Annotated in this window: 25 protein-coding genes; 15 read left to right on the top strand and 10 right to left on the bottom strand. The window is 62.9% G+C overall.

The genetic code is table 11. From position 1 onward, the window contains the following. Positions 1-8: 8 nt before the first annotated feature. From FFS13_RS09685 to FFS13_RS09675, 3 genes are all read right to left on the bottom strand, one after another. Positions 9-827, bottom strand: coding sequence for an enoyl-CoA hydratase (locus tag FFS13_RS09685; protein WP_137818894.1), 819 nt, complete (start codon positions 825-827; stop codon positions 9-11). Between the two features lie 26 nt (positions 828-853). Then, on the bottom strand, positions 854-2,017 hold the full coding sequence (locus FFS13_RS09680; RefSeq protein ID WP_137818893.1) for an isobutyryl-CoA dehydrogenase: 1,164 nt from the start codon (positions 2,015-2,017) through the stop codon (positions 854-856). Positions 2,018-2,082: 65 nt separating this feature from the next. After that, the gene (locus tag FFS13_RS09675; RefSeq protein WP_137818892.1) at positions 2,083-3,576 is read right to left on the bottom strand and encodes a CoA-acylating methylmalonate-semialdehyde dehydrogenase; all 1,494 of its coding nucleotides are present in this window, start codon (positions 3,574-3,576) and stop codon (positions 2,083-2,085) included. 140 nt (positions 3,577-3,716) lie between these two features. Here FFS13_RS09675 and FFS13_RS09670 point away from each other — a divergent pair, with 140 nt between their 5' ends. After that, on the top strand, positions 3,717-4,598 hold the full coding sequence (locus FFS13_RS09670) for an AraC family transcriptional regulator (RefSeq protein WP_137818891.1): 882 nt from the start codon (positions 3,717-3,719) through the stop codon (positions 4,596-4,598). Positions 4,599-4,758: 160 nt separating this feature from the next. Next, positions 4,759-5,463, top strand: a complete 705-nt coding sequence (ung, locus tag FFS13_RS09665) for a uracil-DNA glycosylase (RefSeq protein ID WP_137818890.1) — start codon at positions 4,759-4,761, stop codon at positions 5,461-5,463. Here the strand turns inward: ung and FFS13_RS09660 are convergent. From FFS13_RS09660 to FFS13_RS09640, 5 genes are all read right to left on the bottom strand, one after another. Then, positions 5,454-6,485: an AbrB family transcriptional regulator gene (locus FFS13_RS09660; RefSeq protein ID WP_137818889.1), complete on the bottom strand. Its 1,032-nt coding sequence runs from the start codon at positions 6,483-6,485 to the stop codon at positions 5,454-5,456. The two genes, ung and FFS13_RS09660, sit on opposite strands and share 10 nt — an antisense overlap. Then, on the bottom strand, positions 6,478-7,992 hold the full coding sequence (locus FFS13_RS09655) for a tripartite tricarboxylate transporter permease (RefSeq protein WP_137818888.1): 1,515 nt from the start codon (positions 7,990-7,992) through the stop codon (positions 6,478-6,480). Before FFS13_RS09655 ends, FFS13_RS09660 begins: the two co-directional genes overlap by 8 nt. A 4-nt stretch (positions 7,993-7,996) precedes the next feature. Continuing rightward, positions 7,997-8,452 carry a tripartite tricarboxylate transporter TctB family protein gene (locus FFS13_RS09650; RefSeq protein ID WP_137818887.1) on the bottom strand — a complete coding sequence of 152 codons (456 nt, stop codon included), beginning with the start codon at positions 8,450-8,452 and terminating at the stop codon, positions 7,997-7,999. Positions 8,453-8,541: 89 nt separating this feature from the next. Then, the gene (locus FFS13_RS09645) at positions 8,542-9,522 is read right to left on the bottom strand and encodes a tripartite tricarboxylate transporter substrate binding protein (RefSeq protein WP_137818886.1); all 981 of its coding nucleotides are present in this window, start codon (positions 9,520-9,522) and stop codon (positions 8,542-8,544) included. Positions 9,523-9,561: 39 nt separating this feature from the next. Beyond that, a complete protein-coding gene (locus FFS13_RS09640; RefSeq protein WP_137818885.1) occupies positions 9,562-10,812 on the bottom strand; it encodes an OprD family porin in 1,251 nt (416 codons plus the stop codon). A 261-nt stretch (positions 10,813-11,073) separates the two neighbouring features. On the opposite strand from FFS13_RS09640, the gene FFS13_RS09635 reads away from it, so the two are divergent. Together FFS13_RS09635 and FFS13_RS09630 are read left to right on the top strand one after the other, a co-directional pair. Next, positions 11,074-11,745, top strand: a complete 672-nt coding sequence (locus FFS13_RS09635; RefSeq protein WP_137818884.1) for a response regulator — start codon at positions 11,074-11,076, stop codon at positions 11,743-11,745. Beyond that, entirely contained in the window at positions 11,738-13,129 is a 1,392-nt protein-coding gene (locus FFS13_RS09630) for a sensor histidine kinase (protein ID WP_137818883.1), read from the top strand. The genes FFS13_RS09635 and FFS13_RS09630 overlap by 8 nt, the downstream gene beginning before the upstream one ends. Positions 13,130-13,312: 183 nt before the next feature. Here FFS13_RS09630 and FFS13_RS09625 read toward each other — a convergent pair whose 3' ends face one another. After that, entirely contained in the window at positions 13,313-14,254 is a 942-nt protein-coding gene (locus FFS13_RS09625) for a folate-binding protein YgfZ (protein ID WP_137818882.1), read from the bottom strand. Positions 14,255-14,376: 122 nt separating this feature from the next. On the opposite strand from FFS13_RS09625, the gene FFS13_RS09620 reads away from it, so the two are divergent. Together FFS13_RS09620 and FFS13_RS09615 are read left to right on the top strand one after the other, a co-directional pair. Further along, on the top strand, positions 14,377-14,631 hold the full coding sequence (locus tag FFS13_RS09620) for a succinate dehydrogenase assembly factor 2 (protein ID WP_137818881.1): 255 nt from the start codon (positions 14,377-14,379) through the stop codon (positions 14,629-14,631). Next, on the top strand, positions 14,615-15,067 hold the full coding sequence (locus tag FFS13_RS09615; RefSeq protein ID WP_137818880.1) for a protein YgfX: 453 nt from the start codon (positions 14,615-14,617) through the stop codon (positions 15,065-15,067). Before FFS13_RS09620 ends, FFS13_RS09615 begins: the two co-directional genes overlap by 17 nt. On the opposite strand, the gene nadB is transcribed toward FFS13_RS09615, so the two are convergent. Next, the gene (gene nadB / locus FFS13_RS09610; protein WP_137818879.1) at positions 15,036-16,652 is read right to left on the bottom strand and encodes an L-aspartate oxidase; all 1,617 of its coding nucleotides are present in this window, start codon (positions 16,650-16,652) and stop codon (positions 15,036-15,038) included. The two genes, FFS13_RS09615 and nadB, sit on opposite strands and share 32 nt — an antisense overlap. A 377-nt stretch (positions 16,653-17,029) precedes the next feature. Here nadB and rpoE point away from each other — a divergent pair, with 377 nt between their 5' ends. The 9 genes from rpoE to era all read left to right on the top strand — a co-directional run bounded on the left by rpoE (position 17,030) and on the right by era (position 25,687). Then, positions 17,030-17,611, top strand: coding sequence for an RNA polymerase sigma factor RpoE (rpoE, locus tag FFS13_RS09605; protein ID WP_137818878.1), 582 nt, complete (start codon positions 17,030-17,032; stop codon positions 17,609-17,611). A 31-nt stretch (positions 17,612-17,642) separates the two neighbouring features. After that, positions 17,643-18,245, top strand: coding sequence for a sigma-E factor negative regulatory protein (locus FFS13_RS09600; protein ID WP_137818877.1), 603 nt, complete (start codon positions 17,643-17,645; stop codon positions 18,243-18,245). An 8-nt stretch (positions 18,246-18,253) separates the two neighbouring features. Next, positions 18,254-19,207 carry a MucB/RseB C-terminal domain-containing protein gene (locus FFS13_RS09595; RefSeq protein ID WP_137818876.1) on the top strand — a complete coding sequence of 318 codons (954 nt, stop codon included), beginning with the start codon at positions 18,254-18,256 and terminating at the stop codon, positions 19,205-19,207. A 168-nt stretch (positions 19,208-19,375) separates the two neighbouring features. Then, positions 19,376-20,812 (top strand): DegQ family serine endoprotease, encoded by a 1,437-nt coding sequence (locus FFS13_RS09590; RefSeq protein WP_137818875.1) that lies wholly within the window; start codon positions 19,376-19,378, stop codon positions 20,810-20,812. Positions 20,813-20,964: 152 nt separating this feature from the next. Continuing rightward, complete coding sequence (lepA, locus tag FFS13_RS09585) at positions 20,965-22,764, top strand: translation elongation factor 4 (protein WP_137818874.1); 1,800 nt, start codon at positions 20,965-20,967, stop codon at positions 22,762-22,764. A 5-nt stretch (positions 22,765-22,769) separates the two neighbouring features. Continuing rightward, a complete protein-coding gene (lepB, locus tag FFS13_RS09580) occupies positions 22,770-23,624 on the top strand; it encodes a signal peptidase I (RefSeq protein ID WP_137818873.1) in 855 nt (284 codons plus the stop codon). Between the two features lie 104 nt (positions 23,625-23,728). After that, complete coding sequence (locus tag FFS13_RS09575; RefSeq protein ID WP_137818872.1) at positions 23,729-24,106, top strand: DUF4845 domain-containing protein; 378 nt, start codon at positions 23,729-23,731, stop codon at positions 24,104-24,106. Then, complete coding sequence (gene rnc / locus FFS13_RS09570; RefSeq protein ID WP_137818871.1) at positions 24,103-24,792, top strand: ribonuclease III; 690 nt, start codon at positions 24,103-24,105, stop codon at positions 24,790-24,792. The genes FFS13_RS09575 and rnc overlap by 4 nt, the downstream gene beginning before the upstream one ends. Then, on the top strand, positions 24,785-25,687 hold the full coding sequence (gene era / locus FFS13_RS09565) for a GTPase Era (protein WP_137818870.1): 903 nt from the start codon (positions 24,785-24,787) through the stop codon (positions 25,685-25,687). The genes rnc and era overlap by 8 nt, the downstream gene beginning before the upstream one ends. Positions 25,688-25,713: the final 26 nt, after the last annotated feature.

Below are 25,713 nucleotides of genomic sequence, written 5' to 3'. Positions count from 1 at the left end.
ATCTAGGCTTATCGGTTGCGCCATTGCGGGTCGCGTTTTTCCAGGAAGGCGTTGACGCCTTCGCGGGTGTCGTCGGCATCGAACAGGTCGACGAAGCGCTCGCGCTCCTCGGGCAGCCAGCTGTTCGGCCCGCGTTCGCGGGCGCCCTGCAGCAGCGGCTTGATGGTGCGCACCGCGACCGGGCTCTGCCGCGCGACTTTGGCCGCGAGCAGCAGGGCATGGCCGCGGGCTTCCCCGTTGTCCACCACTTGTTCGACCAGGCCGATGCGCAGGGCGGTTTCCGCATCGACGCGCTCGCCGCAGAGAATCATGCGTTTGGCCCAGCCCTCGCCGATCAGCCAGGGCAGCGCCTGGGTGCCGCCGGCGCACGGCAACAGGCCGACCGTGGCTTCCGGCAGGGCCATTTGTGCCTGGCGCTCGGCGATGCGGATGTCGCAGGCCAGGGCGCACTCCAGGCCGCCGCCCATGGCGTAGCCATTGATCGCGGCAATCGACACGCCGCGGAAATCGCGCAGGGCCTCGAAGGCTTCACCGAAACACCGGGCCATCTCGCGGGCGCGGGCCTTATCGCCATCGGCGAAGAGCTTCAGGTCGGCCCCGGCGCTGAAGAATTTGCTGCCTTGGCCGGTGATTACCAGGGCGTAGATAGCGTCATCGCGATTGAGGTGCTCGATCAGTTGCTTGAGGCCGATCAGCGAGTCGCGATCCCAGGTATTGGCCGGCGGGTGGTTGATGGTGAGCAGGGCGGTGTGCCCGTGCTTCTCCACCGTCAGCTTGTGGGTCAGGTCGAAGAGACCGGGGTTGTAGGCTTCTACGGCGTTGCTCATAAGCGATTTATCCCTGTTTTCGTCAGTTACAGCAGTTGATCGAGCATACCGCCTTGCTCCAGCAGGCGTCGCGCCACGATCACGCGCATGATTTCGTTAGTGCCCTCGAGGATCTGGTGCACGCGACTGTCGCGTACCCAGCGCTCCAGCGGGTAATCATTCAGGTAGCCATAGCCGCCGTGCAGTTGCAGCGCCGCATTGCACAGCTCGAAGCACTGGTCGGTGGCGAAGCGCTTGGCCATGGCACAGTAGAGGCTGGCTTCCGGGTGTTGCTGGTCGAGCTTGTGCGCGGCCAGGCGCACCATCTGCCGGCTGGCGGTGAGGTCGGTGAGCATGTCGGCGAGCTTGAACTGCAGGGCCTGGAACTCTGCCAGCGCTTTGCCGAATTGCTTGCGCTCCTCGACATAGCGCAGCGATTGCTCGAGCGCGGCCTGGGCCGCGCCGAGCGAGCAGCTGGCGATATTCAGGCGGCCGCCATCCAGGCCCTTCATCGCGTAGACGAAGCCCTGGCCTTCCGGGCCGATGCGGTTGCCCGCCGGAATGCGCACGCCCTCGAAGCTGATCGAACGGGTCGGCTGCGCCCGCCAGCCCATCTTCAATTCATTGCGCCCATAGCGCACGCCGGGGGCATCGGCCGGCACCAGAAAGCAGGAGATGCCCTTGGCGCCGTCTTCCCCGGTACGCGCCATGACGATCAGAACTTCGGTGCTGCCGGCGCCGGAGATAAACGACTTGCTGCCGTCGATGAGGTACTCGTCACCCTCGCGTCTGGCGCGGGTGCGCAGGTGCGCGGCATCGGAGCCGGCGTCCGGTTCGGTCAGGCAGTACGAGGCGAGCAGCTCGCCGCTGATCAGGCGTGGTAGCCATTCGGCTTTCAACGCCGGGTCGGCAAAGCTGGCGAGCATCCAACTGGCCATGTTGTGAATGGTCAGGTAGGCGGTGGTGGCGACACAGCCGGCCGACAGCTGCTCGAAGATCAGCGAGGTCGACAGCCGCGAGAGCCCCAGGCCGCCATCCTCCTCGCCGATATACAGGGCCAGATAACCCTGCTCGGCGGCGCGGCGGATCACGTCCACGGGGAAGTGATGGTCACGATCCCAGTCGGCGGCGTGCGGTGCCAGTTCATGGCTGGCGAAGGCCCGCGCACTCTCCACCAGCAGGCGTTGTTCTTCAGAAAGGTCGAAATCCATGTCTTCTCCATGTGCGCCGAAACCCAGCTTGATGTTGCGCTGGGTTTCGGCGGGTTTTAATCGGCCTACTTCAACTGAATGGTCATATTCGGCCCAGTCACCGGACTCTCATCGAACCAGCGGCTGGTGACGGTCTTGGTCTCGCTGTAGAAGCGCACGGCCTGTTTGCCGTAGGCGTGCAGGTCGCCGTAGAACGAGCCTTTCCAGCCGGTGAAGGAGAAGAACGGCAGCGGTACCGGCACCGGCACGTTGATGCCGACCTGGCCGACTTCGATGTCGTGCTGGAAGTGCCGCGCGGCGCCACCCGAGCTGGTGAAGATCGAGGTGCCGTTGCCGTAGGGGCTGTCGTTGATCAGTTTGATCGCGTCCGCCAGGCTCTCGACCTCCATGCACACCAGCACCGGGCCGAAGATTTCTTCGCGGTACAGGCCCATCTTGGTGGTGACCCCACGGAACAGGCTGGGGCCGAGCCAGTTGCCGTTGGGGTAGCCAGGCACTGTGCAGTGGCTGCCGTCGAGCAGGCACTCGGCGCCTTCGGCTTTGCCTTCGGCAATCAGGCGTTGCACGCGTTGCTTGGCGTGCTGGCTGATCAGCGGACCGTAGGCGGCGTGCGGGTCATTCCAGTAGCCGGGGCGCAGTTCGGCCATTTGCCCGGCCAGCTCGGGGATCCAGTTGTTCGCTGCGCCGACGAAGACCGCCACGCTGATCGCCATGCAGCGTTGCCCGGCGGCGCCGCAGCTGGCGCCAACCAGGTTGCTCAGCACCTGACCCTTGTTCGCGTCGGGCATTATCACCATATGGTTCTTCGCCCCGGCGAAGGCTTGCACGCGCTTCAGATGGGCGGTGCCGGTGCGGTAGATATGCTGGCCCACCGGCACCGAGCCGACGAAGGAGATGGCGCGGATATCCGGGTGGGTGAGCAGGGCGTCGACTTGTTCGCGGCCACCGTGCAGCACCTGCAGCACGCCTTTCGGGGCGCCGGCCTGGATAAACAGCTCGGCCAGCCGGTTGGGGGTCATGGGGTCCTGTTCGGACGGTTTGAGGATGAAGCAGTTGCCGGCGGCGATGGCCAGCGGGAACATCCACAGGGGAATCATCGCCGGGAAGTTGAACGGGGTGATGCCGACGCAGACGCCGAGCGGCTGGATCCAGCTGGCGGTATCGATACCGCGGGCGACGTTTTCGACGGTTTCGCCCATCATCAGGCTGGCGATGTTGGCGGCCTGCTCGGCGACTTCGATGCCGCGCCAGACGTCGCCCTTGGCATCGGCGAAGGTCTTGCCGGTTTCCTTGGCGAGGATTTCCGCCAGCTCGTCGTGGTGTTCCTTGAGCAGGTGCTGGTAGCGCAGCATCAGGCGCGCACGCTCGGATACCGGCACTTCACGCCAGCTGAGGAAGCTTTCCTTGGCGCTGGCGATGGCGGCTTCGATTTCCTCGTGGGTGGCCTTGGGGGCCAGGGCCAGGACTTCCTGAGTCGCCGGGTCGGTCACTTCGATCAGCTCGCGGGAACGGCTCTCGCGCCACTCACCGGCAATCAATTGCGCCATTAGCTTGCTCATCGCACTCTCCACGGGATGGGGTTGCCGACATTTATATATAGCGACTGTTGGGCGTGCTGAGGATTGACGATCTTGGTCGGTGGATGGACGATCTTGGGATTGATTATCGCTCGGCCCGCCAGGCCGAAGGATGGCACCGCATGGTCCGTAGCGTCGAAACCTCCAACTGGCCCCTGCCGGCCAATGGCCTGCGCTTTATCACGCCGCCGCGCCTGCGCCGGGCGCTTTCCCGTCATCCGCTGGCGATGGGCTGCTATCCGCTGGCGTTGGGGTTTTATCCCGAGGCATACGGGCATCGCATGAGTCGCCCGCAGCCGGAGGATCATCTACTGCTCTATTGCCGCGCCGGCCAGGGTTGGTTGGAAACCGAGGATGGACGATTCGAGGTCGGCGGTGGTGATCTGCTGTTGCTGCCAAAAGGTCGCGCACATGCCTACGGCGCGGACGCCAACCGACCCTGGACGCTCTATTGGGTGCATTTCGAGGGCGAGTTGGCGGCGGAGTTTTTGCGCCCGCTGGGCGAGGGGCCGATCTGGCGGATTGGCGTGCAACCGCGTCTGCTGGCGGAGTTCGATGCGCTGCTGGGGTTACGCCGGCAAGGCCTGAGCCTGCCGCATTTCATTCTGGCGGCGCACCAGTTGCAGATGCTGCTGACTTCCCTGGCGGTCCTGCCGGCGCGGGCCACGCTGAAGTCTGGACGGGTGTTGGATGTGGATGCGGTGCAGGCGGTGATGCGCGCCCATCTACACGGCGCGCTGAACCTCGACCAACTGGCGGCGCAGTTCAAGCTGTCGCGCTTTCACTTCGCCAAGACCTACCGTGCGCTGACCGGCTACGCGCCGATCCAGGACTTTATCCGGCTGAAAATGGCCCACGCCTGCCGTCTGCTGGATGAGGGCGAGCAGGGTATCGGCCAGGTTGCCGAGCAGTTGGGTTACGAGGACGTGTATTACTTCTCGCGGTTATTTCGCAAAGTCGTCGGCATGGCGCCCAGTCACTACCGGGCGCTGCACCAGGGCTGATGGGCATAGAGATTGGACTATCGCGTAGGAGCGGGTGCAATGATCGCCATGCCGGTGGCGCCGTATCGGCACTTGCCTTGACTTGCCCGGAGCGCTTCTCTAGGTTGCCGTTTTTGTTCGTGTTCAGGCCGCGCTACGCGCAGGCCTGCTGGGGGGATGGATGAACGCCGCGGATGACCGTATCAAACTCGAAGCGGGTTGGAAAAACGCCCTGCGCGAGGAATTCGACAAGCCCTATATGCGCGAGCTGAGCGAGTTCTTGCGCAATGAGGCGGCGGCCGGTAAGGAGATCTATCCGCCACGGCCGCTGATCTTCAACGCGCTCAACCTGACGCCGCTGGATCGGGTCAAGGTGGTGATCATCGGCCAGGACCCCTATCACGGCCCCGGCCAGGCCCATGGCTTGTGTTTCTCGGTGCAGCCGGGGGTAGCCCCGCCGCCGTCCTTGCTGAACATCTACAAGGAACTGAAGCGCGACCAGAATATCGAGATCGCCCAGCACGGCTGCCTGCAGAGTTGGGCGGAGCAGGGCGTGTTGCTGCTCAATACCTCGCTGACCGTCGAGCGTGCGCTCGCCGGCTCCCACGCGGGCAAGGGCTGGCAGCTGTTTACCGATAAGGTCATTGAAGCGGTCAGCGCCCATCAGCCGCGCCTGGTTTTCCTGCTCTGGGGCGCCCATGCGCAGAAGAAGGAAAGCCTGATCGACCCGACCAAGCACCTGATCCTGCGCTCGCCGCACCCCTCGCCGTTGTCGGCCCATCGCGGTTTTATCGGTAACGGGCACTTTGGCCGCACCAATAAGTTTCTGCTGCAACACGGCCTCGAGCCGATCGACTGGCGACTGCCGGAGCTGAGTCAGGGCTGATGTTTCTGCCAGAGCCTGAACACCGGCTCTGCGAGAAACAGCACCAGCAATAACCGCAACACCTGCAACGCCGTCACCAGCGGCACCGAGAGGTGGAGTGCCTCGGCCGTCAAGCTGAGCTCGGCGATGCCGCCGGGCATCATGCCGAGCATCAGCGCCTGCTGATCCAGCGCGCCGAGCCAACCCAAAACCTGCGCGGCGAGCGCGGCGAACAGCATCATCAAGGCGGTAGCCAGCAGAGTGCGAGCGATAAACGCGGGTGCCCTGCGAAAGAACAGCCTGTCGAAGTGGCAACCCAGCGCACTGCCGATCAACCATTGGCCCAGCGCGCTAGCGAAGCCGGGCAGGCCGATCTGCAGGTCGAAGCCGAGGCTGATCGCCGCGCTGACCACCAGCGGGCCGAGCAGCCAGGGATTCGGTTGGCGCAGGCGTTGCCAGAACACCGCCACCAGCGCACCTGTGGGAAACAGCAGGGCCAGCCAGCGCCAGTCCACCGCTGCGGCTTGATGTACGGGCGCTCCAGCACCCAGCAGCCACTGGAACAACGCGGGCACACTAAGTATCACCAGCAGCAGACGCAGACTTTGCCCGGCCGCGACCCGGCTGGCGATGGCGCCATTGCGGGCGCCGAGGTTGAGCATTTCGCTGGCGCCGCCCGGCATGCTGGCGAAGAACGCGGTGGCGCGATCCTCGCCGCTGCGGCGCAGTAGCGAGACGCCGATCAGGCAGGACAGTGTGGTCAGCAGCGCGCCGACCAGGATGATGCCGTTATGCGACAGCACCTGTTCGAGCACCGCCGGGGTGAAGTGCAGGCCGATGCCAATGCCGATGATCCATTGCCCGCATTTGCGGGCGCCGGGTACTTCAGCCAACTGCCAGCCCGCCAGGCAGCGCAGCAGAATCACCGTCAGCAACGAGCCGATCATCCACGGCAGTGGCCAGTCAACCAGGCTGGCCAGGTAGCCGCCGGCCAGGCCGACCAGCGGCGTTCCCCACCAGTCCGGCCAGGTTCTTTCAGCCATTCGCCAGCTCGCGCCGCAGGGCAGCACGCTTACGCAGGATACGGACGATCGGCAGCACCAGCATGGCCGCTACCAGCACCCAGCAGCCGATGCTGATCGGGCTGGCCCAGAGAATGTCCAGGTTGCCGTTGGAGATCGACAGTGCGCGGCGCAGGTTATCTTCCATCAAGCCGCCCAGCACAAAGCCGAGCAGCAGCGCCGAGAGCGGGAAATCCAACTTGCGCAAGACGTAACCGAAGACCCCGATGCCGACCATCAGCAGCAGGTCGAAGGTCGTCGCATGCACGGCGTAGACGCCGATCGAGGTGATGATCGCGATCAGCGGCACCAGCGCCCAGTTCGGCACGCTGAGGATGCTGGTGAATACGCGGATCATCGGCACGTTGAGGATCAACAGCATGATGTTGGCGATGAACAGCGAGGCGATCAGGCCCCAGACGATGTCCGGTTGGTTCTGGAACAGCAGCGGGCCGGGGGTGATGTTGTATAGCGATAGCGCGCCCAGCATCACCGCGGTAGTGCCGGAGCCCGGCACGCCGAGGGTCAGCATGGGGATCAGGTTGCCGCAGGCGCAAGCGCCGATGGCGGATTCCGGTGCGGCCAGGCCGCGCATGTCGCCCTGGCCGAACTTGCCTTTCGAGCCGATCAGATTCTTCTCGCTCATATAGGCCACCGCACTGCCGACGGTCGCGCCGGCGCCGGGCAGCACGCCGAAGACGAAGCCGATCAGGCCGCCACGCAGAGTGGTCATGAAGGTGAAGGTGACTTCCTTGAAGTTGAACATCATGCGGCCGCTGGCTTTGATCGCCTGTTGTCCGTGCTGGGTTTTCTCCAGCATCAGGAGAATCTCGCTGACCGAGAACAGGCCCAGGACCAGGACCACGAACTGAATGCCGTCGGCCAGGTGGACGTTGTCGCCGGTGAAGCGGTACACGCCGCTGTTGGCGTCGATGCCGATAGTCGCGAGGAACAGCCCGAGCAGCGCCGCAACCAGGGTTTTCACCGGTTTATCGCCGGCCATGCCACCCAGGCAGACAATGGCGAAGACCATCAGCACGAAATACTCCGCCGGGCCGAAGGCAATCGCCCATTTCGCCAGCAGCGGGGCGAACAGGACCATGCCGATGATGGCGATGAACGCGCCGACGAAGGAGCTCCAGGCCGAGAGCGACAGCGCGACCCCGGCCAGGCCCTGGCGGGCCATCGGGTAGCCGTCGAGGGTGGTCATCAGGGTCGAGGCCTCGCCGGGAATGTTCAGCAGAATCGAGGAGATGCGTCCGCCGTACTCGCAGCCGAGGTAGACGGCGGCGAGCAGGATCAGCGCCGATTCCGGTGGCAGGCCGAGGGCGAAAGCCACGGGAATCAACAGCGCTACGCCGTTGATCGGGCCGAGGCCGGGTAGCAGCCCGACTATGGTGCCGATAAAGGTGCCGATGAGGGCCGCCGTCAGGTTATAGGGGGTCATGGCAACGCCGAACCCCTGACCGAGCAAGCTTAAGGTATCCATGTCATCACTCCAGCACGCTGAGCAAACCCAGCGGCAGCGGTACGTCGAGCACTTTGTCGAACAGCAGATAAAGACCAATCGCCAGGCCGAGGCTGACCAGCACCGCGGGTTTCCAGGGCGCGCCATAGAGCATGGCCAGGCCGATACCGACCAGGCTGCTGCTGATGATCAGGCCGAGCGGCTCGAACAGTGCGGCATAGGCCAGCAGCATGACGATGCACAGGCCGATCTTGCGCAGCGTGGCGTTGTCCAGCGGGTGGTCGTCGTGCCCTTTGCTCAGGCGGGTCGGGCGAATGGTCAGGTAGATCAGGCCGATTGCGCTCAGGCCGAGGATCAACAGCGGGTAGGCGCGCGGGCCGACCGGTTCGTAGGAGAAGGCCGTCTGGTATTGCCAGGCGAACACGGCGAGCGCCGCGCAGGCGATGAGCCCGCTCAGGGTGAACAAGCGTTGGAACAGCATGGGCAGGTCCTCGCGGGAACAGGCAGAGGAGCGCGCTGGCCAGGCCCTTCTCGACAATTGAGAGGCAGGGCCGGCCAGCGCGCGGTCGGTTACTGAATCAGGCCGAACTCCTTGGCCAGCAGCTTGTAGTCGGCGACCTGCTTCTTCACGTAGCTATCCAGTTCCGGGCCGGTCATCGCGAAGGGGAACAGCTCGCGCTGGTCGCGCAGCTTGGCGAAATCATCGGAAGTCAGCAGTTTGTCGAAGGCGTCCTTCCACCAGTTGTACTCGGCGTCGCTGACTTTTGGCCCGAGGTAGAAGCCGCGCACCACAGGCCAGACGATGTCGTAGCCTTGTTCCTTGGCGGTCGGGATGTCGGCCATCGCCGCTTCTGGCAGGCGCTGTTCGGCGAACACCGCGAGCAGGCGCATGCCACCGCTCTGGACGTGCGGCATGGAGTCGGAGATGTCGGTGCTGCCAACTTGAATATGCCCGCCGAGCAGGGCGGTAGCGATTTCCCCGCCGCCTTCCAGGGCGACATAGCGCAGCTTGCGCGGGTCGATGCCGGCCGCGCGCGCGATCAGTGCGGTCTGCATCCAGTCCTGGCTGCCGACTGTGCCGCCGGAGCCGATCACCACCTTGTCCGGGTTCTCCTGGAGGGCTTTGACCAGATCGTTGAGGGTCTTGTACGGCGAGTCGCTGCGCACCGCGATAGCGCCATAGCTGGTGCCGACCGCCGCCAGCCATCTCACGGCGTTCTCGTCGAAACGGCCGAATTTGCCCTGCGCCAGGTTGAGCAGCGACCCGGAAGAGAAGGCGACTATGGCGTTGCCATCGGTCGGCCGCTGCGCGACCACGGCGTTATAGGCCACCGCACCGACGCCGCCGGGCATATAGGTGACGCGCATCGGTTTGGTCAGCAGCTTGGCGTCCAGCAGGCCGCTTTGCGCGAGCTTGCAGGTCAGGTCGAAACCGCCGCCGGGCGCGGCCGGGGCGATGCACTCGGGGCGCTTGGGTTCGGCGGCCAACAGCTGGCCGGCAAACACCAGGCAGGACGCCGCCAGGGCGGCGCGGGTCAGGACAGTTTTCATGGGCTGGATCTCCTGTGGAGTTTTATTGTGGGTCAAGCGTTACCAGATCGGCAGGCTGTAGCCGACGATCACACGGTTCTCGTCCGCATCGCGGGCGAAGTCGGAGCGGAAGCTGGCATTGCGCAGGCGTACATAGAGGTTTTTCAGCGTGCCGCTCTGCACCACGTATTTGAGCTCGATGTCGCGTTCCCACTCGCCGCCGGCAATCCGGGCGTCGTCACCGCTGACGTAGCGGGTGGTGAAGCTCAGGCCGGGCAGACCGAGGCTGGCGAAGTCGTAGTCGTAACGGGCTTGCCAGGAGCGCTCGTCGGCATTGGCGAAGTCGTTGATCTGCGAGAAGTTGACCAGGTAGGGGTCGCTACCGTCGATATAGGCATAGCCGGTGTCGCCGCGCATGTCCTGGTAGGCGAGGCCGAGCTTGTGGCCGCTGATGGCATAGCTAAGCATGCCGTTCAGCGCGCGGTTGTCGATCTTGCCGGCATTCGATGCGCCGCTGTCGTCACTGAGCATCAGGCGCAGATCGGCGGACAGGGTGCCGGCGCCCAACGGGTGGCTGGTCAGCAGGCCGAAGAAGTGCTGGCGGTAGATGTCGTCCAGCTCGGCGAAGTAGTAGCGCCCGGTCAGGCCCTTGGCGAACTGGTAGTCGAGGCCGGCCAGGTCCAGGTGATCGCTGCTCACGCCGCGGGCGAAGCGCTTGTTCTTGCTGTTGAGCAGCAGGTCCTCGGAGTTGCTCGAGGCGCGGTCGATGACCTTGTCCAGGCGCCCGCCGGTGAAAGTCAGGCCGTCCAGCTCGGAGGAGCTGAGCAGGCCGCCTTCGAAGACCTGCGGCAACAGGCGGCTGTCGCTGGCCTTGACCACCGGCAACTCGGGAACGTGCGAACCGTAGCCTAGCTCGGTGCTGGAGACCTTGACCTTGGCGGTCAGGCCCAGGCGGCTGAACTCGTCCGGGGTGCCGCCGTCGTCCTGTACCGGAAACAGGTCGGTGCCGGTGCGACCGCCGCCGGAGTCCAGCTTCAGGCCGAGCATGCCCAGGGCGTCGAGGCCGAAGCCGAGCGTGCCGTCGGTATAGCCGGACTGGATGTCGAGAATGAAGCCCTGGCCCCATTCCTCACGCTTGTTCTGGCCGTCGCCCTCGCGGAAGTCGCGGTTCAGGTAGATGTTGTTGGCGGACAGGCTGGCCTTGCTGTCTTCGATAAAGTCGGCGTGGGCGACGGGGGCGAGCAGGGTCGCGGTGACGGCTAGGCTAAGCAAATGTGCAGGCGGCAGTGCCTGGCGTGAGGCTGTCAGCATCGTGTGGTATCCATTGTTGTTTTTGTTACGGCGGCACACCACTGTGCGAACCGTTTTGGTGGGTGGTTCGAGCCACCCTAAGCCGATGCTAGGGGGGCAAGCTTTCGCCAAGCTTTCAGCGCTAAAAGTTTTTCAACGGCCAGCGTTGGCTGGCATTTTGGTCATTCACAGGGCGCGCTGCGCCTGTAAACTCCGGCCCTTGAATAGTGCGGGTAGCGCTGCCGGCAGCGGTTTTTGACTCAGGCTTTAGTGGAGGTGGCGGTGCGAATTCTGCTGGTCGAAGACCATCCGCAACTGGCGGCAAGCGTGACCCAGGCATTGAAGAGTGCCGGTTGGACGGTGGATGTGCTGCACGACGGGGTGGCCGCTGACCTGGCGCTGAGCAGCGAAGAGTACGCCCTGGCGATTCTCGACATCGGCCTGCCGCGGATGGATGGCTTCGAGGTGTTGGCCCGCTTGCGCGGACGTGGCAAGACCCTGCCGGTGCTGATGCTGACCGCCCGCAGCGAAGTGAAAGACCGCGTGCATGGGCTGAATCTGGGGGCTGACGATTACCTGGCCAAGCCCTTCGAGCTGAGCGAGCTTGAGGCACGGGTCAAGGCGTTGCTGCGTCGCAGCGTGCTCGGTGGCGAGCAACAGCAGCGCTGTGGCGATCTGGTCTATGACCTGGGCACCCGGCGTTTCAGCTTGCTGGACGACATCCTCAGTTTGACCTCCCGGGAACAAGCGGTGCTGGAGGCCATGATCGCCAGGCCGGGGCGGGTGATGAGCAAGGAGCAGCTGGCGGCTCAGGTGTTTGGTCTGGATGAAGAAGCCAGCGCCGACTCCATCGAGATCTACGTCCATCGCCTGCGTAAGAAGCTTGAGGGCAGCAGCGTGCACATCGTCACGTTCCGCGGTTTGGGCTACCTGCTGGAGCCCATCGGTGGCTGAACCGGGCAGCCTGCGCGGGCGACTGTTACGCCGCCTGGCACTGCTGCTGGCGCTGATTCTGTTGCTCAGCAGCTTGAGCGCCTATTGGAGTGCCCGGCGCGCCGCGGACACGGCCTATGACCGCACCTTGCTGGCCTCGGCGCGGGCGATTGCCGATGGCTTGTACGCCGACGACGGCAAGCTCAAGGCCAATGTGCCCTACGTCGCCCTGGACACCTTTGCCTACGACAGCGCCGGGCGCATCTACTACCAGGTGCTGGATTTGAACGGTGCGCTGGTTTCCGGTTACGAGGATCTGCCGGCTGCCCCGCCGGGCACGTCACGGACCGATGATTATCCGGCTCTGGCACGGTTTTACGATGCGCAGTACCGCGGCCAGGGCGTGCGGGTGGTCAGCCTGTTGCAGCCGGTGAGCGAGCCGCAGCTCAATGGCGTCGCCGAAATTCGTGTGGCCGAGACCCAGGGCGCACGCGAGCGCATGGCTCGCGACTTGTTGTTCGGCACCTTGTGGCGCATGGGCTTGCTGTCGTTCAGCGCGCTGGTACTGGTGTGGCTGGCGGTCAGCATCGCGCTGCGCCCGCTGGAGAGTTTGCGCCGGGCGGTGGCCGAGCGCGCCAGCGACGATCTGCGTCCGCTGCCGGAGGCGCCGTTACCGCGCGAGTTGCAGCCGTTGGTCAGCGCTCTCAATCAGTTCAATGCCCGGCTGCGCGGTTTATTCGAGCGGCAGGCGCACTTCATCGCCGAGGCTTCCCACGAATTGCGCACGCCGTTGGCGGCGCTCAAGGCGCGGCTGGAGTTGGGCCTGCGCGCGCAGGAGCCGCAGGTCTGGCGCAGCACCCTGGAAGAGTCGGCACAGAACACCGAACGCCTGACCCAACTGGCCAATCAGCTGCTGTCCCTGGCGCGCATCGAAAGCGGCGCGCGGGCGATTGCCGAAGGCGGCGCACAGCGCATCGACCTCAGCCAGTTGGCCCGCGAACTGGGTCTGGCCTTGGCGCCGCTGGCCCATGCGCGTGGGGTGTCGTTGGCGCTGGAAGCCGAGCAGTCGGTGTGGCTGCGTGGCGAGCCGACCCTGCTCAATGAGCTGCTCTGCAACCTGGTGGATAACGCCCTGGCGCACACTCCCAGTGGCGGCAATGTGATCTTGCGGGTGCTGGAGCCTGGGGTGCTGGAGGTGGAGGACGATGGCCCGGGTATTCCGTTAGATGAACGCGAAAAGGTCTTCGAACGTTTCTACCGGCGTCACCCGCAGGGCACGGGCGCCGGCCTGGGCTTGGCGATAGTCGGGGAGATCTGCCGTGCGCATCTGGCCACGATCAGCCTGCATGACGCGGCACGGGGTGGCTTGCGGGTGCGGGTGGAGTTCCCGCCCGAGGGGCGCTGAGCAGGGCGCGCGGGTGCTACTGCAGCATGCTCATCGCCGCTTCCAGGGCAGCGGCGAGGTCTTCATCCGCCTATAAATCGGCACGCGGAGCGAGGCCGAGCTTGGCGAAGGCGGGCACCTGGCTCATGGCTATGTCTCTGGGAAAGGCGGCGCTTGGAAAGCTGGCCGCCTGACTGGGTAGGGTTAGCGTTGGATCTCGCGATTGGAGTCCAGCGTATAGGGCAATTCCAACAAGCTGAGCGCTGGGCCTGCTTCGCTGCCGAGCCGGATACGGCCGTCGCTCACTGCATCTTCCTGCAGCACGGCGAGCAGCTCGATGCCGTTTTCCGCGTGAGCCGCCAGCACCACCTCGCCGACGCCTGAGCGGTGAACCGGGGAGAACAGCTCGGTGGCCGCTGCCGGTAGTTCGCCGGCGTCCAGGCGCAAGCGATACAGACGCCGCTTGAGCTTGCCCAGGTACTGCATGCGCGCGACGATTTCCTGGCCGGTGTAGCAGCCTTTCTTGAAACTGACGCCGCCTAGGGCCTGCAAATTCAGCATCTGCGGGATAAAGAGTTCGCGCGTAGCCCCCACGACCTGACCGATGCCGGCGCGCACCTGGGCGAGCAGCCAGCTATTGAGCGGTGCTTGCGGCACGTGCGCGGCGAGGCGGGCTTGCAGGGACTCGGCGGCGCTGGCGGGAGCCCAGAGCTCGGCGCGGCCGTCGGCCAGGCGGATGGCGATCGAGTCGGTGCCACGCGCCACGTGGTCGGCTTGCGGTGCCAACTCCAGGCCCAGCTCGGCCAGCACGGCATCGGCCCCGCACAGGCCGAAGCGCACCCAGCGGGCGCTTTCATCGCCGAGTTTGGCTTTGGAAAAAACGGCGTATTTCTGCAGTTCGGCCAACTGCGACTCCAGCAGTTCGCTGGCCATCGCCAGGAGATAGCCGTCGCCGTCCGTCAGGATGCGAAAGCTCGACAGCATGCGCCCTTTGGGCGTGCAGCGGGCACCGAGGCTGGCCGTGGTGGCGTTAAGGTAGTTGAGGTTGCAGGTCAGCTGGCCCTGGAGGAACTTGCTGGCGTCAGGGCCGCGGACGGCGAGAACGCCCTCGTGGGGCAGCGTGCAGAAAAAAGCGGAGTCGGCCATTGAGAGTCGCTGAGTAAAAAGTCTGGGGGCCCATCATAGGGCTCAGCCAAGAGCTTGTCAGCGGGTGCCGGTGAGCGCTCTGCACCGTTATACTGCCGGTCTATTTTGCAGGAGCCGCTCGCATGGTCGACGCTATTGAACTCAACCGACTCTTTTGGCATAGCCGCCGCGGCATGCTGGAGCTGGATGTGCTGTTGGTGCCCTTCGTCAGAGAGGTTTACCCCAACCTCGACGCGGCAGATCGGGAACGCTACCGCAAGTTGCTGGAGTGCGAGGATCAGGACATGTTTGGCTGGTTTATGCAGCGCGGCGAGCCGGAAGACGCCGATCTGCGCCGCATGGTTCGGATGATTCTGGATCGTGTCCAGCCCAAGTAAGGTCTTCGAATGTCGCTGGCGCGCCTCGCGGCTGCTGCTGGCGGTTTATCTGGCGGCGCAGGTCGCTGCGCTGGGCGCGCTGGTTTTCGCGGAAATTCCACTCTGGGCGTGCCTGCTCGGGCTGTTGTCGTGCCTGGCGCATGCAGCCTGGGTGCTGCCGCGGCAGATCTTGCTGAGTGACAGGACGGCGTTTCGTGGCCTGCGCCATGACGCCGACGGCTGGCAGCTGTGGAGTGCGCAGAACGGCTGGCAAGCCGTCCAGCTGCGCCCGGATAGTCTGGCGTTGCCGCTGGCGGTGGTGTTGCGCTTTCGTCTGGCGGGCGAGTGGCGGGTGCGCGGCTTGTGCATCCCGCGCGATGCGCTGGCGCCGGAGATGCACCGGCGCTTGCGGGTTCGGCTGAAGTTTACTCGCCGTAGATGGGCGGCACCAGGATAGTGTCGCGTGCTTCGGGCAGCTGCTCCGGGTAGTCCAGGGTGTAGTGCAGGCCACGGCTCTCGTGGCGTTGCATGGCCGAGCGGATAATCAGTTCGGCGACTTGCGCCAGGTTGCGCAGCTCGATCAGGTCACGGCTGACCTTGTAGTTGCTATAGAACTCGTCGATTTCATCCAGCAGCAGGCGTACCCGGTGTTCGGCGCGCTGTAGACGCTTGTTGGTGCGCACTATGCCGACGTAGTCCCACATGAAACGCCGCAACTCGTCCCAATTGTGCGCGATGATGACGTCTTCGTCGGAATCGGTTACCTGGCTCGCATCCCAGCTCGGCAGCGCTTGCGGCGCCGGGCTGTGCGGCAGGTGTTGGAGAATGTCGGCGGCCGTCGAGCGGGCGTAGACGAAACATTCCAGCAGCGAGTTGCTGGCCATCCGGTTGGCACCGTGGAGGCCGGTGAAACTGGTCTCGCCAATCGCGTAGAGGCCCGGCACATCGGTGTGGCCGTGCTGGTCGACGACCACGCCACCGCAGGTGTAGTGCGCGGCCGGCACCACCGGAATGGCCTCGCGGGTGATGTCGATGCCAAAGTCCAGGCAGCGCTCATACACAGTCGGGAAGTGCGCCTTCACGAAGTCCGCCGGCTTGTGGCTGATATCCAGGTACACGCAGTCGACGCCGAGGCGTTTCATCTCGTGGTCGATGGCCCGCGCCACGATGTCGCGCGGGGCCAGCTCGGCGCGTGGGTCGAAACGCTGCATGAAGCGCTCGCCATTGGGCAGCTTGAGCAAGCCACCTTCGCCGCGTATGGCCTCGGTCACCAGAAAGCTCTTGGCCTTCGGGTGGTACAGGCAGGTCGGGTGGAATTGATTGAACTCCAGATTGCCGACCCGGCAACCGGCGCGCCAGGCCATGGCGATGCCATCGCCGCAGGCACCGTCCGGGTTGCTGGTATACAGATAAACCTTGGAGGCGCCCCCGCTGGCCAGCACGGTGAAGCGCGCGCCATAGGTGTCGACCTCACCGCTGGCGCGATTGAGGATGTAGGCGCCGAGGCAATTATGCCCGGGTAAGCCGAGTTTGCGCTCGGTGATCAGGTCGACCGCGACCCGCTGTTCCAACAGTTCGATGTTCGGGCGTTGCTTGGCTTGAGCCAGCAAGGTGTTGAAGATGGCGGCGCCGGTGGCGTCGGCGGCGTGAATGATGCGCCGATGGCTATGGCCACCCTCGCGGGTCAGATGAAACTCGAAGCCACCGTCCTCGCGCGCGGTCTCATCATCGCGGGTGAAAGGCACACCTTGCTCGATCAGCCATTCGATCGCCTCGCGGCTGTGCTCTACGGTGAAGCGCACGGCATCTTCACGGCAGAGCCCGGCGCCGGCGTTAAGAGTGTCCCCGACATGCGACTCGACGGTGTCGGCATTATCCAGCACAGCCGCTACACCGCCCTGCGCCCAATAGGTCGAGCCGTTAGTCAGGTCGCCCTTGCTGAGCACCGCGATGCGCAGATGGGCGGGCAGGGTGAGGGCCAAGGTCAGGCCGGCTGCACCGCTGCCGATGACCAGGACGTCGTGCTGATAATGTTGGCTCATGTTCGGATTCCGCAAAAAGCGGCCCCTAGTATATAGGTGGGGTGGGCGGCACAATAGCGGGCTTATGACGGTGTATGGCGTTTGGGAACTTTCTTAGTCTCCCGGGTTCCATAGGCGGTTACCCAGAAAGGGACAACGCCGGTTTCGCTGTGGTGTCTGTGGCTCAGATCGCACGTTATCACTGCGACGAAAACCGGTGACAAGATTATCCGCGCAGCCGGCGCCATGCCGTGCTGCGCGACTCCGTGCAAGACAGATGTGTTTATGTACGGAAGCTTGTTTGGAGGGGGAGAACTTTTGCGCAAGACCCGAGTCTATCTTGGCAAGACGATTCGCTTGCTGGTGCAGCATCCCTCCGAACTTAACGAGGAGTGTTCATGCTAACCCAGGAAGATGATCAGCAGCTGGTCGAGCGGGTGCAGCGTGGCGACAAGCGGGCTTTTGATCTGTTGGTGCTGAAGTATCAGCACAAGATTCTCGGGTTGATAGTGCGCTTCGTGCACGACCCTCATGAGGCTCAGGACGTTGCCCAGGAGGCCTTTATCAAGGCCTATCGAGCACTGGCTAATTTTCGCGGTGACAGCGCCTTTTATACCTGGCTGTATCGCATCGCCATTAACACGGCGAAGAACCACTTGGTGTCGCGTGGTCGGCGGCCGCCAGAGAGTGATGTAAGTGCCGAGGATGCCGAGTTCTATGAGGGCGATCATGCCCTCAAGGATATCGAATCGCCGGAGCGTTTGATGCTGCGCGATGAGATCGAGCGCGCGGTGCATCAAACCATCCAGCAGTTGCCTGAAGATCTGCGCACGGCCCTGACCTTGCGCGAGTTTGATGGTCTAAGTTATGAGGACATTGCCAGCGTCATGCAGTGTCCAGTGGGGACTGTGCGCTCACGTATCTTCCGAGCGCGGGAAGCCATAGATAAAGTCCTGCAGCCTTTGTTGCAGGAAGCCTGAGACAGCGGCGCTAGCCAAGAGAGGAACCGCCATGAGTCGTGAAGCCCTGCAGGAATCGCTGTCCGCGGTAATGGATAACGAGGCGGATGAGTTGGAGTTGCGTCGCGTGCTCAACGCCAGTGACGACGTGGAGATGCGCTCTACCTGGTCGCGTTACCAGATCGCGCGCGCGGTCATGCATAAAGAGTTGCTCGAGCCACGCCTGGATATTGCGGCGGCGGTTTCGGCTGCGCTGGCCGATGAGGCCGTTCCGCTTGTCGCACCTGTCGCCGCGGTGCCAGCACGTTGGCGCGGTCTCGGCCGCTTGGCGGTGGCCGCCTCGGTCACGCTGGCGGTGTTGGCCGGTGTGCGCCTGTATAACCAGGATGAGCTCACGGGCACCCAGCTGGCCCAGCAGGGCGTGCAGCCGACGCTGACGCTGCCGCAGATGCAAGGCTCCGCGCTATTGGCCGGCTATAGTGAGGGTGTTGAACAGGCTCCAGCCCCGCAGACGAATGACGCTCGGCGAGCGCAGTTGAGCTGGCATGAACAGCGTCTACCGACCTATTTGCGCCAACATGCGCAGCAGGCGGCCCTCAGTGGCACTGACAGCGCGCTGCCCTATGCCCGCGCGGCCAGCCTGGAAAGCCGCTGAGGAGGATCATGCGCGCCATCCCTTTTTCTCTCCTGCTGGGTAGCTGGCTGGCCCTGCCAGTGCAGGCGGCTGATGCGCAAGATTGGCTGAACCGTCTCGCCGAGGCGGAGCAGCGGCAAAATTTTCAAGGGACGTTCGTCTACGAGCGTAACGGCAGCTTCTCCACTCATAGCATTTGGCACCGGGTTGATAGCGCCGGCGACGGCGAAGTGCGTGAGCGCTTGCTGCAGCTGGATGGCCCGGTTCAGGAAGTATTGCGGGTGAATGGCCGTACTCAGTGCGTGAGTGGTGCCTTGGTTGATCAGGTCTCCGATGGCCAGAGCTGGCCGGCTCGAGCGCTGGATCCCAAACAGCTCGCCGCCTGGTATGACCTGCGCATCCTTGGCGAGTCGCGGGTGGCGGGGCGTGCAGCCGTGGTGGTGGCGGTTCTGCCGCGTGATCAGCACCGCTATGGTTTCGAGCTCCATCTGGATCGGGAGACTGGCCTGCCGTTGAAATCCCTGCTGTTGAATGAGAAGGGGCAGCTGCTTGAGCGCTTTCAGTTCTCTAGCCTGGATACCACGGCCCCGCTGGATGACGCGTTGCAGCCGAGCGCTAATTGCCAGCCCGTGCATTTTGCCGAGGTGCAAGCCGTAGAACCGAATGCCTGGCGTTCGGAGTGGTTACCGCCGGGGTTCAATTTGAATAGCGTGCTGGAGCGCCGGAGCCCGGCTTCGGCCGAGCCTGTCGCCTGTTTGATGTATGGCGATGGCTTGGCGCGTTTCTCGGTGTTTCTCGAGCCTTTGCACGGCGCCGTGGTAGAGGATGCGCGTAGTCAATTGGGGCCAACCGTGGCGGTGTCCAAACGCATGTCGACGGTCGATGGTGACGTGATGGTTACCGTGGTCGGCGAAATCCCCCTGGGTACCGCTGAGCGCGTGGCCCTGTCGATGCGTGCTGGTGAGGCGCAAACCACGCCATGATCGAAGAGGCGGGGGTGGGGCAGTCTCGCCTTGGTCTGTTTTCGCTGCGCTGGTGGAGTCGGCGCAGTGCAGACGCTTTCGCGTTGCAGCCGATAGCGTGGCGCGCCATGCTCACTGGGTCTGCGGGTTCGTTCTGAGTTTATTTTGCTGGTTCTGGATTGGAGCTGAATGTCGATGCTTAGCCTGAAATATGGTCTGTCTGCGCTGCTCACGCTGTTGTTGCTGAGTCTGGCGGCGGTTGCGCGCGCCGAATTACCGGACTTTACCGAGTTGGTCGAGGACGCGGCGCCGGCCGTGGTGAACATCAGTACCCGGCAGAAAGTGCCGGAGCGGATAGCCGCCGCTCCAGGTCAGCAGCAAATGCCGGACCTGGAAAGTCTGCCGCCGATGTTGCGTGAGTTTTTCGAACGCAACATGCCGCCAGCACCGCGTAATCCAGGCAATGGCCGGCAGCGTGAGGCGCAATCGCTGGGCTCGGGGTTCATCATCTCGGCCGATGGTTATGTGCTGACCAACAATCATGTGGTGGCGGGTGCCGATGAGATCATCGTGCGCTTGTCTGATCGCAGTGAATTGGAAGCCAAGTTGATCGGCGCCGATCCGCGTACCGATGTGGCGCTGCTCAAGGTGGAAGGCAAGGGTCTGCCGACCGTCAAGCTGGGTAAATCGGATGATCTGAAAGTGGGCGCCTGGGTGTTGGCCATCGGCTCGCCGTTTGGCTTTGATCACTCGGTGACTGCCGGCATCGTCAGTGCCAAGGGCCGCAGCCTGCCGAATGAAAGCTATGTACCCTTTATCCAGACCGACGTGGCGATCAACCCGGGTAACTCCGGTGGGCCGCTGTTCAACCTGGCCGGTGAGGTGATTGGGATCAACTCGCAGATTTTCACCCGCTCGGGCGGTTTTATGGGGTTGTCCTTCGCCATTCCGATGGATGTGGCGATGGATGTGGCTAATCAGCTGAAAACCGAAGGCAAGGTCAGTCGTGGCTGGTTGGGTGTGGTGATTCAGGAAGTCAATAAAGACCTGGCTGAGTCCTTTGGCTTGGACAAGCCGGCCGGCGCGCTGGTGGCGCAGGTGCTGGAAGATGGCCCGGCGGCCAAAGGTGGCTTGCAGGTGGGCGATGTGATTCTCAGCCTGAATGGCCAGCCGATCATCATGTCTGCCGATTTGCCGCATCTGGTCGGGGGCTTGAAGGCGGGCGCCAAAGCCAACCTCGAAGTGGTCCGCGAAGGCACTCGCAAGACGCTGCAACTGACTATCGGCGCCTTGCCGGCAGAGGGTGAAGAACTTGCTGCGAGCGGTACGCCGGGGATGGAGCGCAGCATTAACCGGATGGGGGTCAGGGTTGCTGAGTTGACCGCCGAGGAGCAAAAGAGCCTCGATCTCAAGGGCGGCGTGGTGATCAAGGAGGTGCTGGAGGGACCTGCCGCGCTGATCGGTCTGCGTCCGGGCGATGTGATCACGCATCTGAACAATCAGGCGATCGACTCGGCCAAGACTTTCACGCAAGTGGCCCAGGCCTTGCCGAAGAATCGCTCGGTCTCGATGCGGGTTCTGCGCGAGGGGCGGGCCAGCTTCATTACCTTCAAACTGGCTGACTAAATCAGCTGGGTAGACGAAAAGGGCGGTCTTTACCGCCCTTTTGCATGGGCGCCGGCCGGCAGCTAAACGTGACGTCTCGAGCGCTGATCGGGTACACTTCCCGGCTATTTTTCGGCGGGCAGTCTGCCTGCGGCCTTTTTGAGTGTTGATCCGTGAGTGACCTGAGTCATATCCGTAATTTCTCCATCATCGCCCACATTGACCATGGCAAGTCGACCCTGGCTGACCGTTTCATCCAGATGTGCGGTGGCCTGGCCGAGCGCGAAATGGAAGCTCAGGTGCTGGACTCCATGGACCTGGAGCGTGAGCGCGGGATCACCATCAAGGCCCACAGCGTCACGCTGTATTACAAAGCCAAAGATGGCATCACTTACCAACTGAACTTCATTGATACCCCGGGCCATGTCGACTTCACCTATGAAGTCAGCCGTTCGCTGGCGGCCTGTGAAGGTGCGTTGCTGGTCGTGGACGCGGGACAGGGTGTAGAGGCCCAGTCGGTCGCCAACTGCTACACCGCTATCGAGCAAGGTCTCGAGGTCATGCCGGTGCTGAACAAGATCGACCTGCCGCAGGCCGATCCAGACCGCGTCAAAGAAGAAATCGAGAAAATCATCGGTATCGATGCCACCGATGCGGTGACCTGCAGTGCCAAGACCGGTCTGGGCGTCGATGAAGTGCTCGAGCGCTTGGTGCACACCATTCCGGCGCCCACCGGCAACATCGAAGACCCGCTGCAAGCGCTGATCATCGACTCCTGGTTCGACAACTACCTGGGCGTTGTCTCGCTGGTTCGCGTGCGCCACGGTCGCGTGAAGAAGGGCGACAAGATTCTGGTCAAATCCACCGGCAAGATCCACCTGGTGGATAGCGTCGGCGTATTCAACCCGAAACACACCGCTACCCTTGACCTGAAAGCCGGTGAAGTAGGCTTCATCATCGCCGGTATCAAGGACATTCACGGCGCGCCGGTGGGCGACACCCTGACCTTGAGCTCCACGCCGGATGTCGACGTGTTGCCCGGCTTCAAGCGCATTCAGCCGCAGGTTTACGCCGGCCTGTTTCCGGTCAGCTCCGACGACTTCGAAGACTTCCGTGAAGCCCTGCAAAAGCTCACGCTGAACGACTCTTCCCTGCAATACACCCCGGAAAGCTCGGACGCCCTGGGCTTCGGCTTCCGTTGCGGCTTCCTCGGCATGTTGCACATGGAGATCATTCAGGAGCGCCTGGAGCGTGAGTACGACCTGGATCTGATCACCACCGCGCCCACGGTAATTTTCGAGTTGCTGCTGAAGACCGGTGAGACTATCTACGTCGATAACCCGTCCAAGTTGCCGGATCTGTCGGCGATCGAAGACATGCGCGAGCCCATCGTGCGGGCCAATATTCTGGTTCCGCAGGAGCACCTGGGCAACGTCATTACCCTGTGTATCGAAAAGCGTGGCGTGCAGCACGACATGCTGTTCCTCGGCACTCAGGTACAAGTGACCTATGACCTGCCGATGAACGAAGTGGTACTGGACTTCTTCGACCGGCTGAAGTCCACCAGCCGCGGCTATGCCTCGCTGGACTACCATTTCGATCGCTACCAGTCGGCCAGCCTGGTCAAACTGGATGTGCTGATCAACGGCGATAAGGTCGATGCCTTGGCGCTGATCGTGCATCGAGACAATGCGCACTACAAAGGCCGCGCATTGACCGAGAAGATGAAAGAGTTGATCCCGCGGCAGATGTTCGATGTGGCCATTCAGGCCGCTATTGGCGGACAGATTGTCGCGCGTACGACTGTCAAGGCGCTCAGGAAGAACGTATTGGCCAAGTGCTACGGCGGCGATGTGAGCCGTAAGCGCAAACTGCTGGAGAAGCAGAAGGCTGGTAAAAAACGGATGAAGCAAGTGGGCAACGTGGAGATTCCACAAGAAGCCTTCCTTGCGGTGCTCAGGCTGGATGGTTAAGGACTATGTCGATCAATTTTCCGCTGTTGTTAGTCATCGCCGTGGCCGTCTGTGGCGCTTTGGCCTTGTTCGATCTGCTGTTGCTGGCGCCGCGTCGGCGCGCTGCGATCAGCGCTTATGAGGGCCAGGTCGGCGAGCCCGACCACATGGTGCTCGAACAACTGAACCGGGAGCCGCTCCTGGTGGAGTACGGCAAGTCGTTCTTTCCGGTACTGGCCATCGTCCTGGTCTTGCGCTCCTTCTTGATCGAACCCTTCCAGATTCCCTCCGGCTCGATGAAGCCGACGCTGGAAGTGGGCGATTTCATCTTGGTCAATAAGTTCGCCTATGGCATCCGCCTACCCGTGCTGGATACCAAGGTGATTGAGGTGGGCGACCCGCAGCGCGGTGATGTGATGGTGTTCCGCTACCCGAGCGAGCCGAACATCAACTACATCAAGCGGGTGGTCGGTTTGCCCGGCGATAAAGTTCGCTACAGCAGTGATAAGCGCCTGTTCGTCAATGGTCAGTCGGTAGCGGAGCAACTCGTCGGTGAGGAACCGGGCTCGTTGGGCAGTGCCGTGCTTTATCAGGAAAAGCTCGGTGCGGCTGAGCATCTGATCCGTAAGGAAATGAGCCGTTACCGCGCCGAGCCAGGCCGGGAATGGACGGTGCCAAAAGGGCACTACTTCATGATGGGCGACAATCGCGACAACTCCAACGACAGCCGCTACTGGAACGATCCGAAGATTGCCAAGAACTTGCTGGGTATGGTGCCGGACAAGAATATCGTCGGCAAAGCCTTCGCGGTATGGCTGAGCTGGTCCGATCCGAAACTGCACAACCTGCCGAACTTCTCCCGAGTTGGCCTGATCCGCTGACTTTTCGACTATTTGCGGCGCTGTTCAAGACGGCGCCGCGCGCTATATATAATCTTGCCCGTGCGGCTTAAGACTTTCCAATAACTCTGACATTGAGGTCGATCATGACATTTGCGCGTTCGCAGAAAGGTTTGTCGGTTCTAGGTTGGCTGATGGTGCTGGCGGTGGTGGCCTTCTTTGCCAGCACGGCGTTCAAGATGATTCCGCACTACCTGGACTACAAGTCGCTGGAGAAAATCATTACTTCGGTCGAAACCGATAAAGCCGCAGATATCCGCAGCGTGGGTGAGTTTTACGCGCACGTCGGTAAAGGCCTGCAGGTCAACAGCATCCGTGATTTTGATCTGGAAAAGGCCCTGGTGGTGAAAGTCGAGAACAACGAGTTCCGTGCGCACCTGAAGTATGAAAAGCGTGAAGCCTTGATCGAAAATCTCGATCTGGTGGCGCGTTTCGACAAAGAATTCCGCGTGCGCATGCCGTGAGCGCATCGCTAAGCCGCCTCGAGCGTCAGCTCGGCTACACCTTCCAAGACCAGGATCTGATGATCCTGGCGCTAACCCATCGCAGCTTCGCCGGACGCAATAACGAGCGTCTGGAGTTCCTCGGCGATGCCATCCTCAACTTCGTCGCCGGTGAAGCGCTGTTCGAGCGTTTTCCGCTGGCGCGCGAAGGCCAGTTGTCGCGTTTACGCGCACGGCTGGTGAAAGGTGAGACCCTGGCGGTGCTGGCTCGCGGTTTCGACCTGGGCGAGTACCTGCGTCTGGGCTCCGGTGAGCTGAAGAGCGGTGGCTTCCGGCGGGAGTCGATTTTGGCTGATGCACTGGAAGCCCTGATCGGCGCCATTTACCTGGATGCCGGGATGGATGCCGCGCGCCAGCGGGTACTGGCCTGGCTAACCTCTGAACTGGATGGCCTGACGCTGGTCGACACCAACAAAGATCCGAAAACCCGTCTGCAGGAATTCCTGCAGTCGCGCGCCTGTGAGCTACCGCGCTATGAAGTGGTGGATATCCAGGGCGAGCCGCACTGCCGAATCTTTGTCGTCGAGTGCCAGATCACCTTATTGAATGACAAGACCGTAGGGCAGGGTGCCAGCCGTCGTATCGCCGAACAAGTGGCGGCCGCGGCAGCACTGATTGCCCTCGGCGTGGAGAACGGCCATGACTGATTCACCTGCAACACGCTGTGGCTATGTCGCCATCGTCGGCCGCCCCAACGTGGGCAAATCCACGCTGCTCAACCATATCCTCGGGCAAAAGCTGGCGATCACCTCGCGCAAGCCGCAGACCACCCGCCACAACATGCTGGGGATCAAGACCGAGGGCAATGTCCAGGCGATTTACGTCGACACCCCCGGCATGCACAAGAATGGTGAGAGAGCCCTCAACCGTTACATGAACAAGACCGCTTCGGCGGCGTTGAAAGACGTCGATGTGGTGATCTTCGTGGTCGACCGTACCCGCTGGACCGAAGAGGACCAGATGGTTCTCGAGCGTGTGCAGTACGTCCAAGGCCCGGTGATTCTGGCGATCAACAAGACCGACCGGATCGAAGACAAGGCCGAACTGATGCCGCACCTGGAGTGGTTGCAGCAGCAACTGCCAAACGCGGAAATTGTGCCGATCTCGGCGCAGCATGGACACAATCTCGAAGCCCTGGAAGGCCTGATCGCCCAGCATCTGCCAGAGAACGAGCACTTCTTCCCGGAAGATCAGATCACCGATCGCAGCAGCCGTTTCCTCGCGGCCGAGCTGGTACGCGAGAAGATCATGCGTCAGCTGGGTGCCGAGTTGCCGTACCAGATCACGGTGGAAATCGAAGAGTTCAAGCAGCAGGGCAAGACCCTGCACATCCATGCGCTGATCCTGGTCGAGCGCGATGGGCAGAAGAAAATCATCATTGGCGACAAGGGCGAGCGGATCAAACGCATCGGCATGGACGCGCGCAAGGATATGGAAGTGCTGTTCGACTCCAAGGTGATGCTCAATCTCTGGGTCAAGGTCAAAGGCGGCTGGTCCGACGATGAGCGGGCCCTGCGTTCGCTGGGCTACGGCGATATCTGATTTCGCAATTTGTAGCTCCACCGCCA

The organism is Pseudomonas sp. 2FG (assembly GCF_005502935.1).
In the GTDB taxonomy this organism is placed as follows: domain Bacteria; phylum Pseudomonadota; class Gammaproteobacteria; order Pseudomonadales; family Pseudomonadaceae; genus Aquipseudomonas.
Note: the sequence above shows the minus strand (reverse complement) of the source record. Positions and strands in the feature narration are given on the sequence as shown.

Coding starts and splice junctions, on each gene's coding strand:
- FFS13_RS09655 (WP_137818888.1), bottom strand. CDS start 7,992: ATGGATACCTTAAGCTTGCTCGGTCAGGGGTTCGGCGTTGCCATGACC.
- FFS13_RS09685 (WP_137818894.1), bottom strand. CDS start 827: ATGAGCAACGCCGTAGAAGCCTACAACCCCGGTCTCTTCGACCTGACC.
- FFS13_RS09575 (WP_137818872.1), top strand. CDS start 23,729: ATGACATTTGCGCGTTCGCAGAAAGGTTTGTCGGTTCTAGGTTGGCTG.
- nadB (WP_137818879.1), bottom strand. CDS start 16,652: ATGAGCCAACATTATCAGCACGACGTCCTGGTCATCGGCAGCGGTGCA.
- era (WP_137818870.1), top strand. CDS start 24,785: ATGACTGATTCACCTGCAACACGCTGTGGCTATGTCGCCATCGTCGGC.
- FFS13_RS09660 (WP_137818889.1), bottom strand. CDS start 6,485: ATGGCTGAAAGAACCTGGCCGGACTGGTGGGGAACGCCGCTGGTCGGC.
- FFS13_RS09595 (WP_137818876.1), top strand. CDS start 18,254: ATGCGCGCCATCCCTTTTTCTCTCCTGCTGGGTAGCTGGCTGGCCCTG.
- FFS13_RS09590 (WP_137818875.1), top strand. CDS start 19,376: ATGTCGATGCTTAGCCTGAAATATGGTCTGTCTGCGCTGCTCACGCTG.
- ung (WP_137818890.1), top strand. CDS start 4,759: ATGAACGCCGCGGATGACCGTATCAAACTCGAAGCGGGTTGGAAAAAC.
- FFS13_RS09680 (WP_137818893.1), bottom strand. CDS start 2,017: ATGGATTTCGACCTTTCTGAAGAACAACGCCTGCTGGTGGAGAGTGCG.
- FFS13_RS09620 (WP_137818881.1), top strand. CDS start 14,377: ATGGTCGACGCTATTGAACTCAACCGACTCTTTTGGCATAGCCGCCGC.
- FFS13_RS09600 (WP_137818877.1), top strand. CDS start 17,643: ATGAGTCGTGAAGCCCTGCAGGAATCGCTGTCCGCGGTAATGGATAAC.
- FFS13_RS09640 (WP_137818885.1), bottom strand. CDS start 10,812: ATGCTGACAGCCTCACGCCAGGCACTGCCGCCTGCACATTTGCTTAGC.
- FFS13_RS09675 (WP_137818892.1), bottom strand. CDS start 3,576: ATGAGCAAGCTAATGGCGCAATTGATTGCCGGTGAGTGGCGCGAGAGC.
- lepB (WP_137818873.1), top strand. CDS start 22,770: ATGTCGATCAATTTTCCGCTGTTGTTAGTCATCGCCGTGGCCGTCTGT.
- FFS13_RS09670 (WP_137818891.1), top strand. CDS start 3,717: ATGGTCCGTAGCGTCGAAACCTCCAACTGGCCCCTGCCGGCCAATGGC.
- FFS13_RS09650 (WP_137818887.1), bottom strand. CDS start 8,452: ATGCTGTTCCAACGCTTGTTCACCCTGAGCGGGCTCATCGCCTGCGCG.
- FFS13_RS09625 (WP_137818882.1), bottom strand. CDS start 14,254: ATGGCCGACTCCGCTTTTTTCTGCACGCTGCCCCACGAGGGCGTTCTC.
- FFS13_RS09645 (WP_137818886.1), bottom strand. CDS start 9,522: ATGAAAACTGTCCTGACCCGCGCCGCCCTGGCGGCGTCCTGCCTGGTG.
- rpoE (WP_137818878.1), top strand. CDS start 17,030: ATGCTAACCCAGGAAGATGATCAGCAGCTGGTCGAGCGGGTGCAGCGT.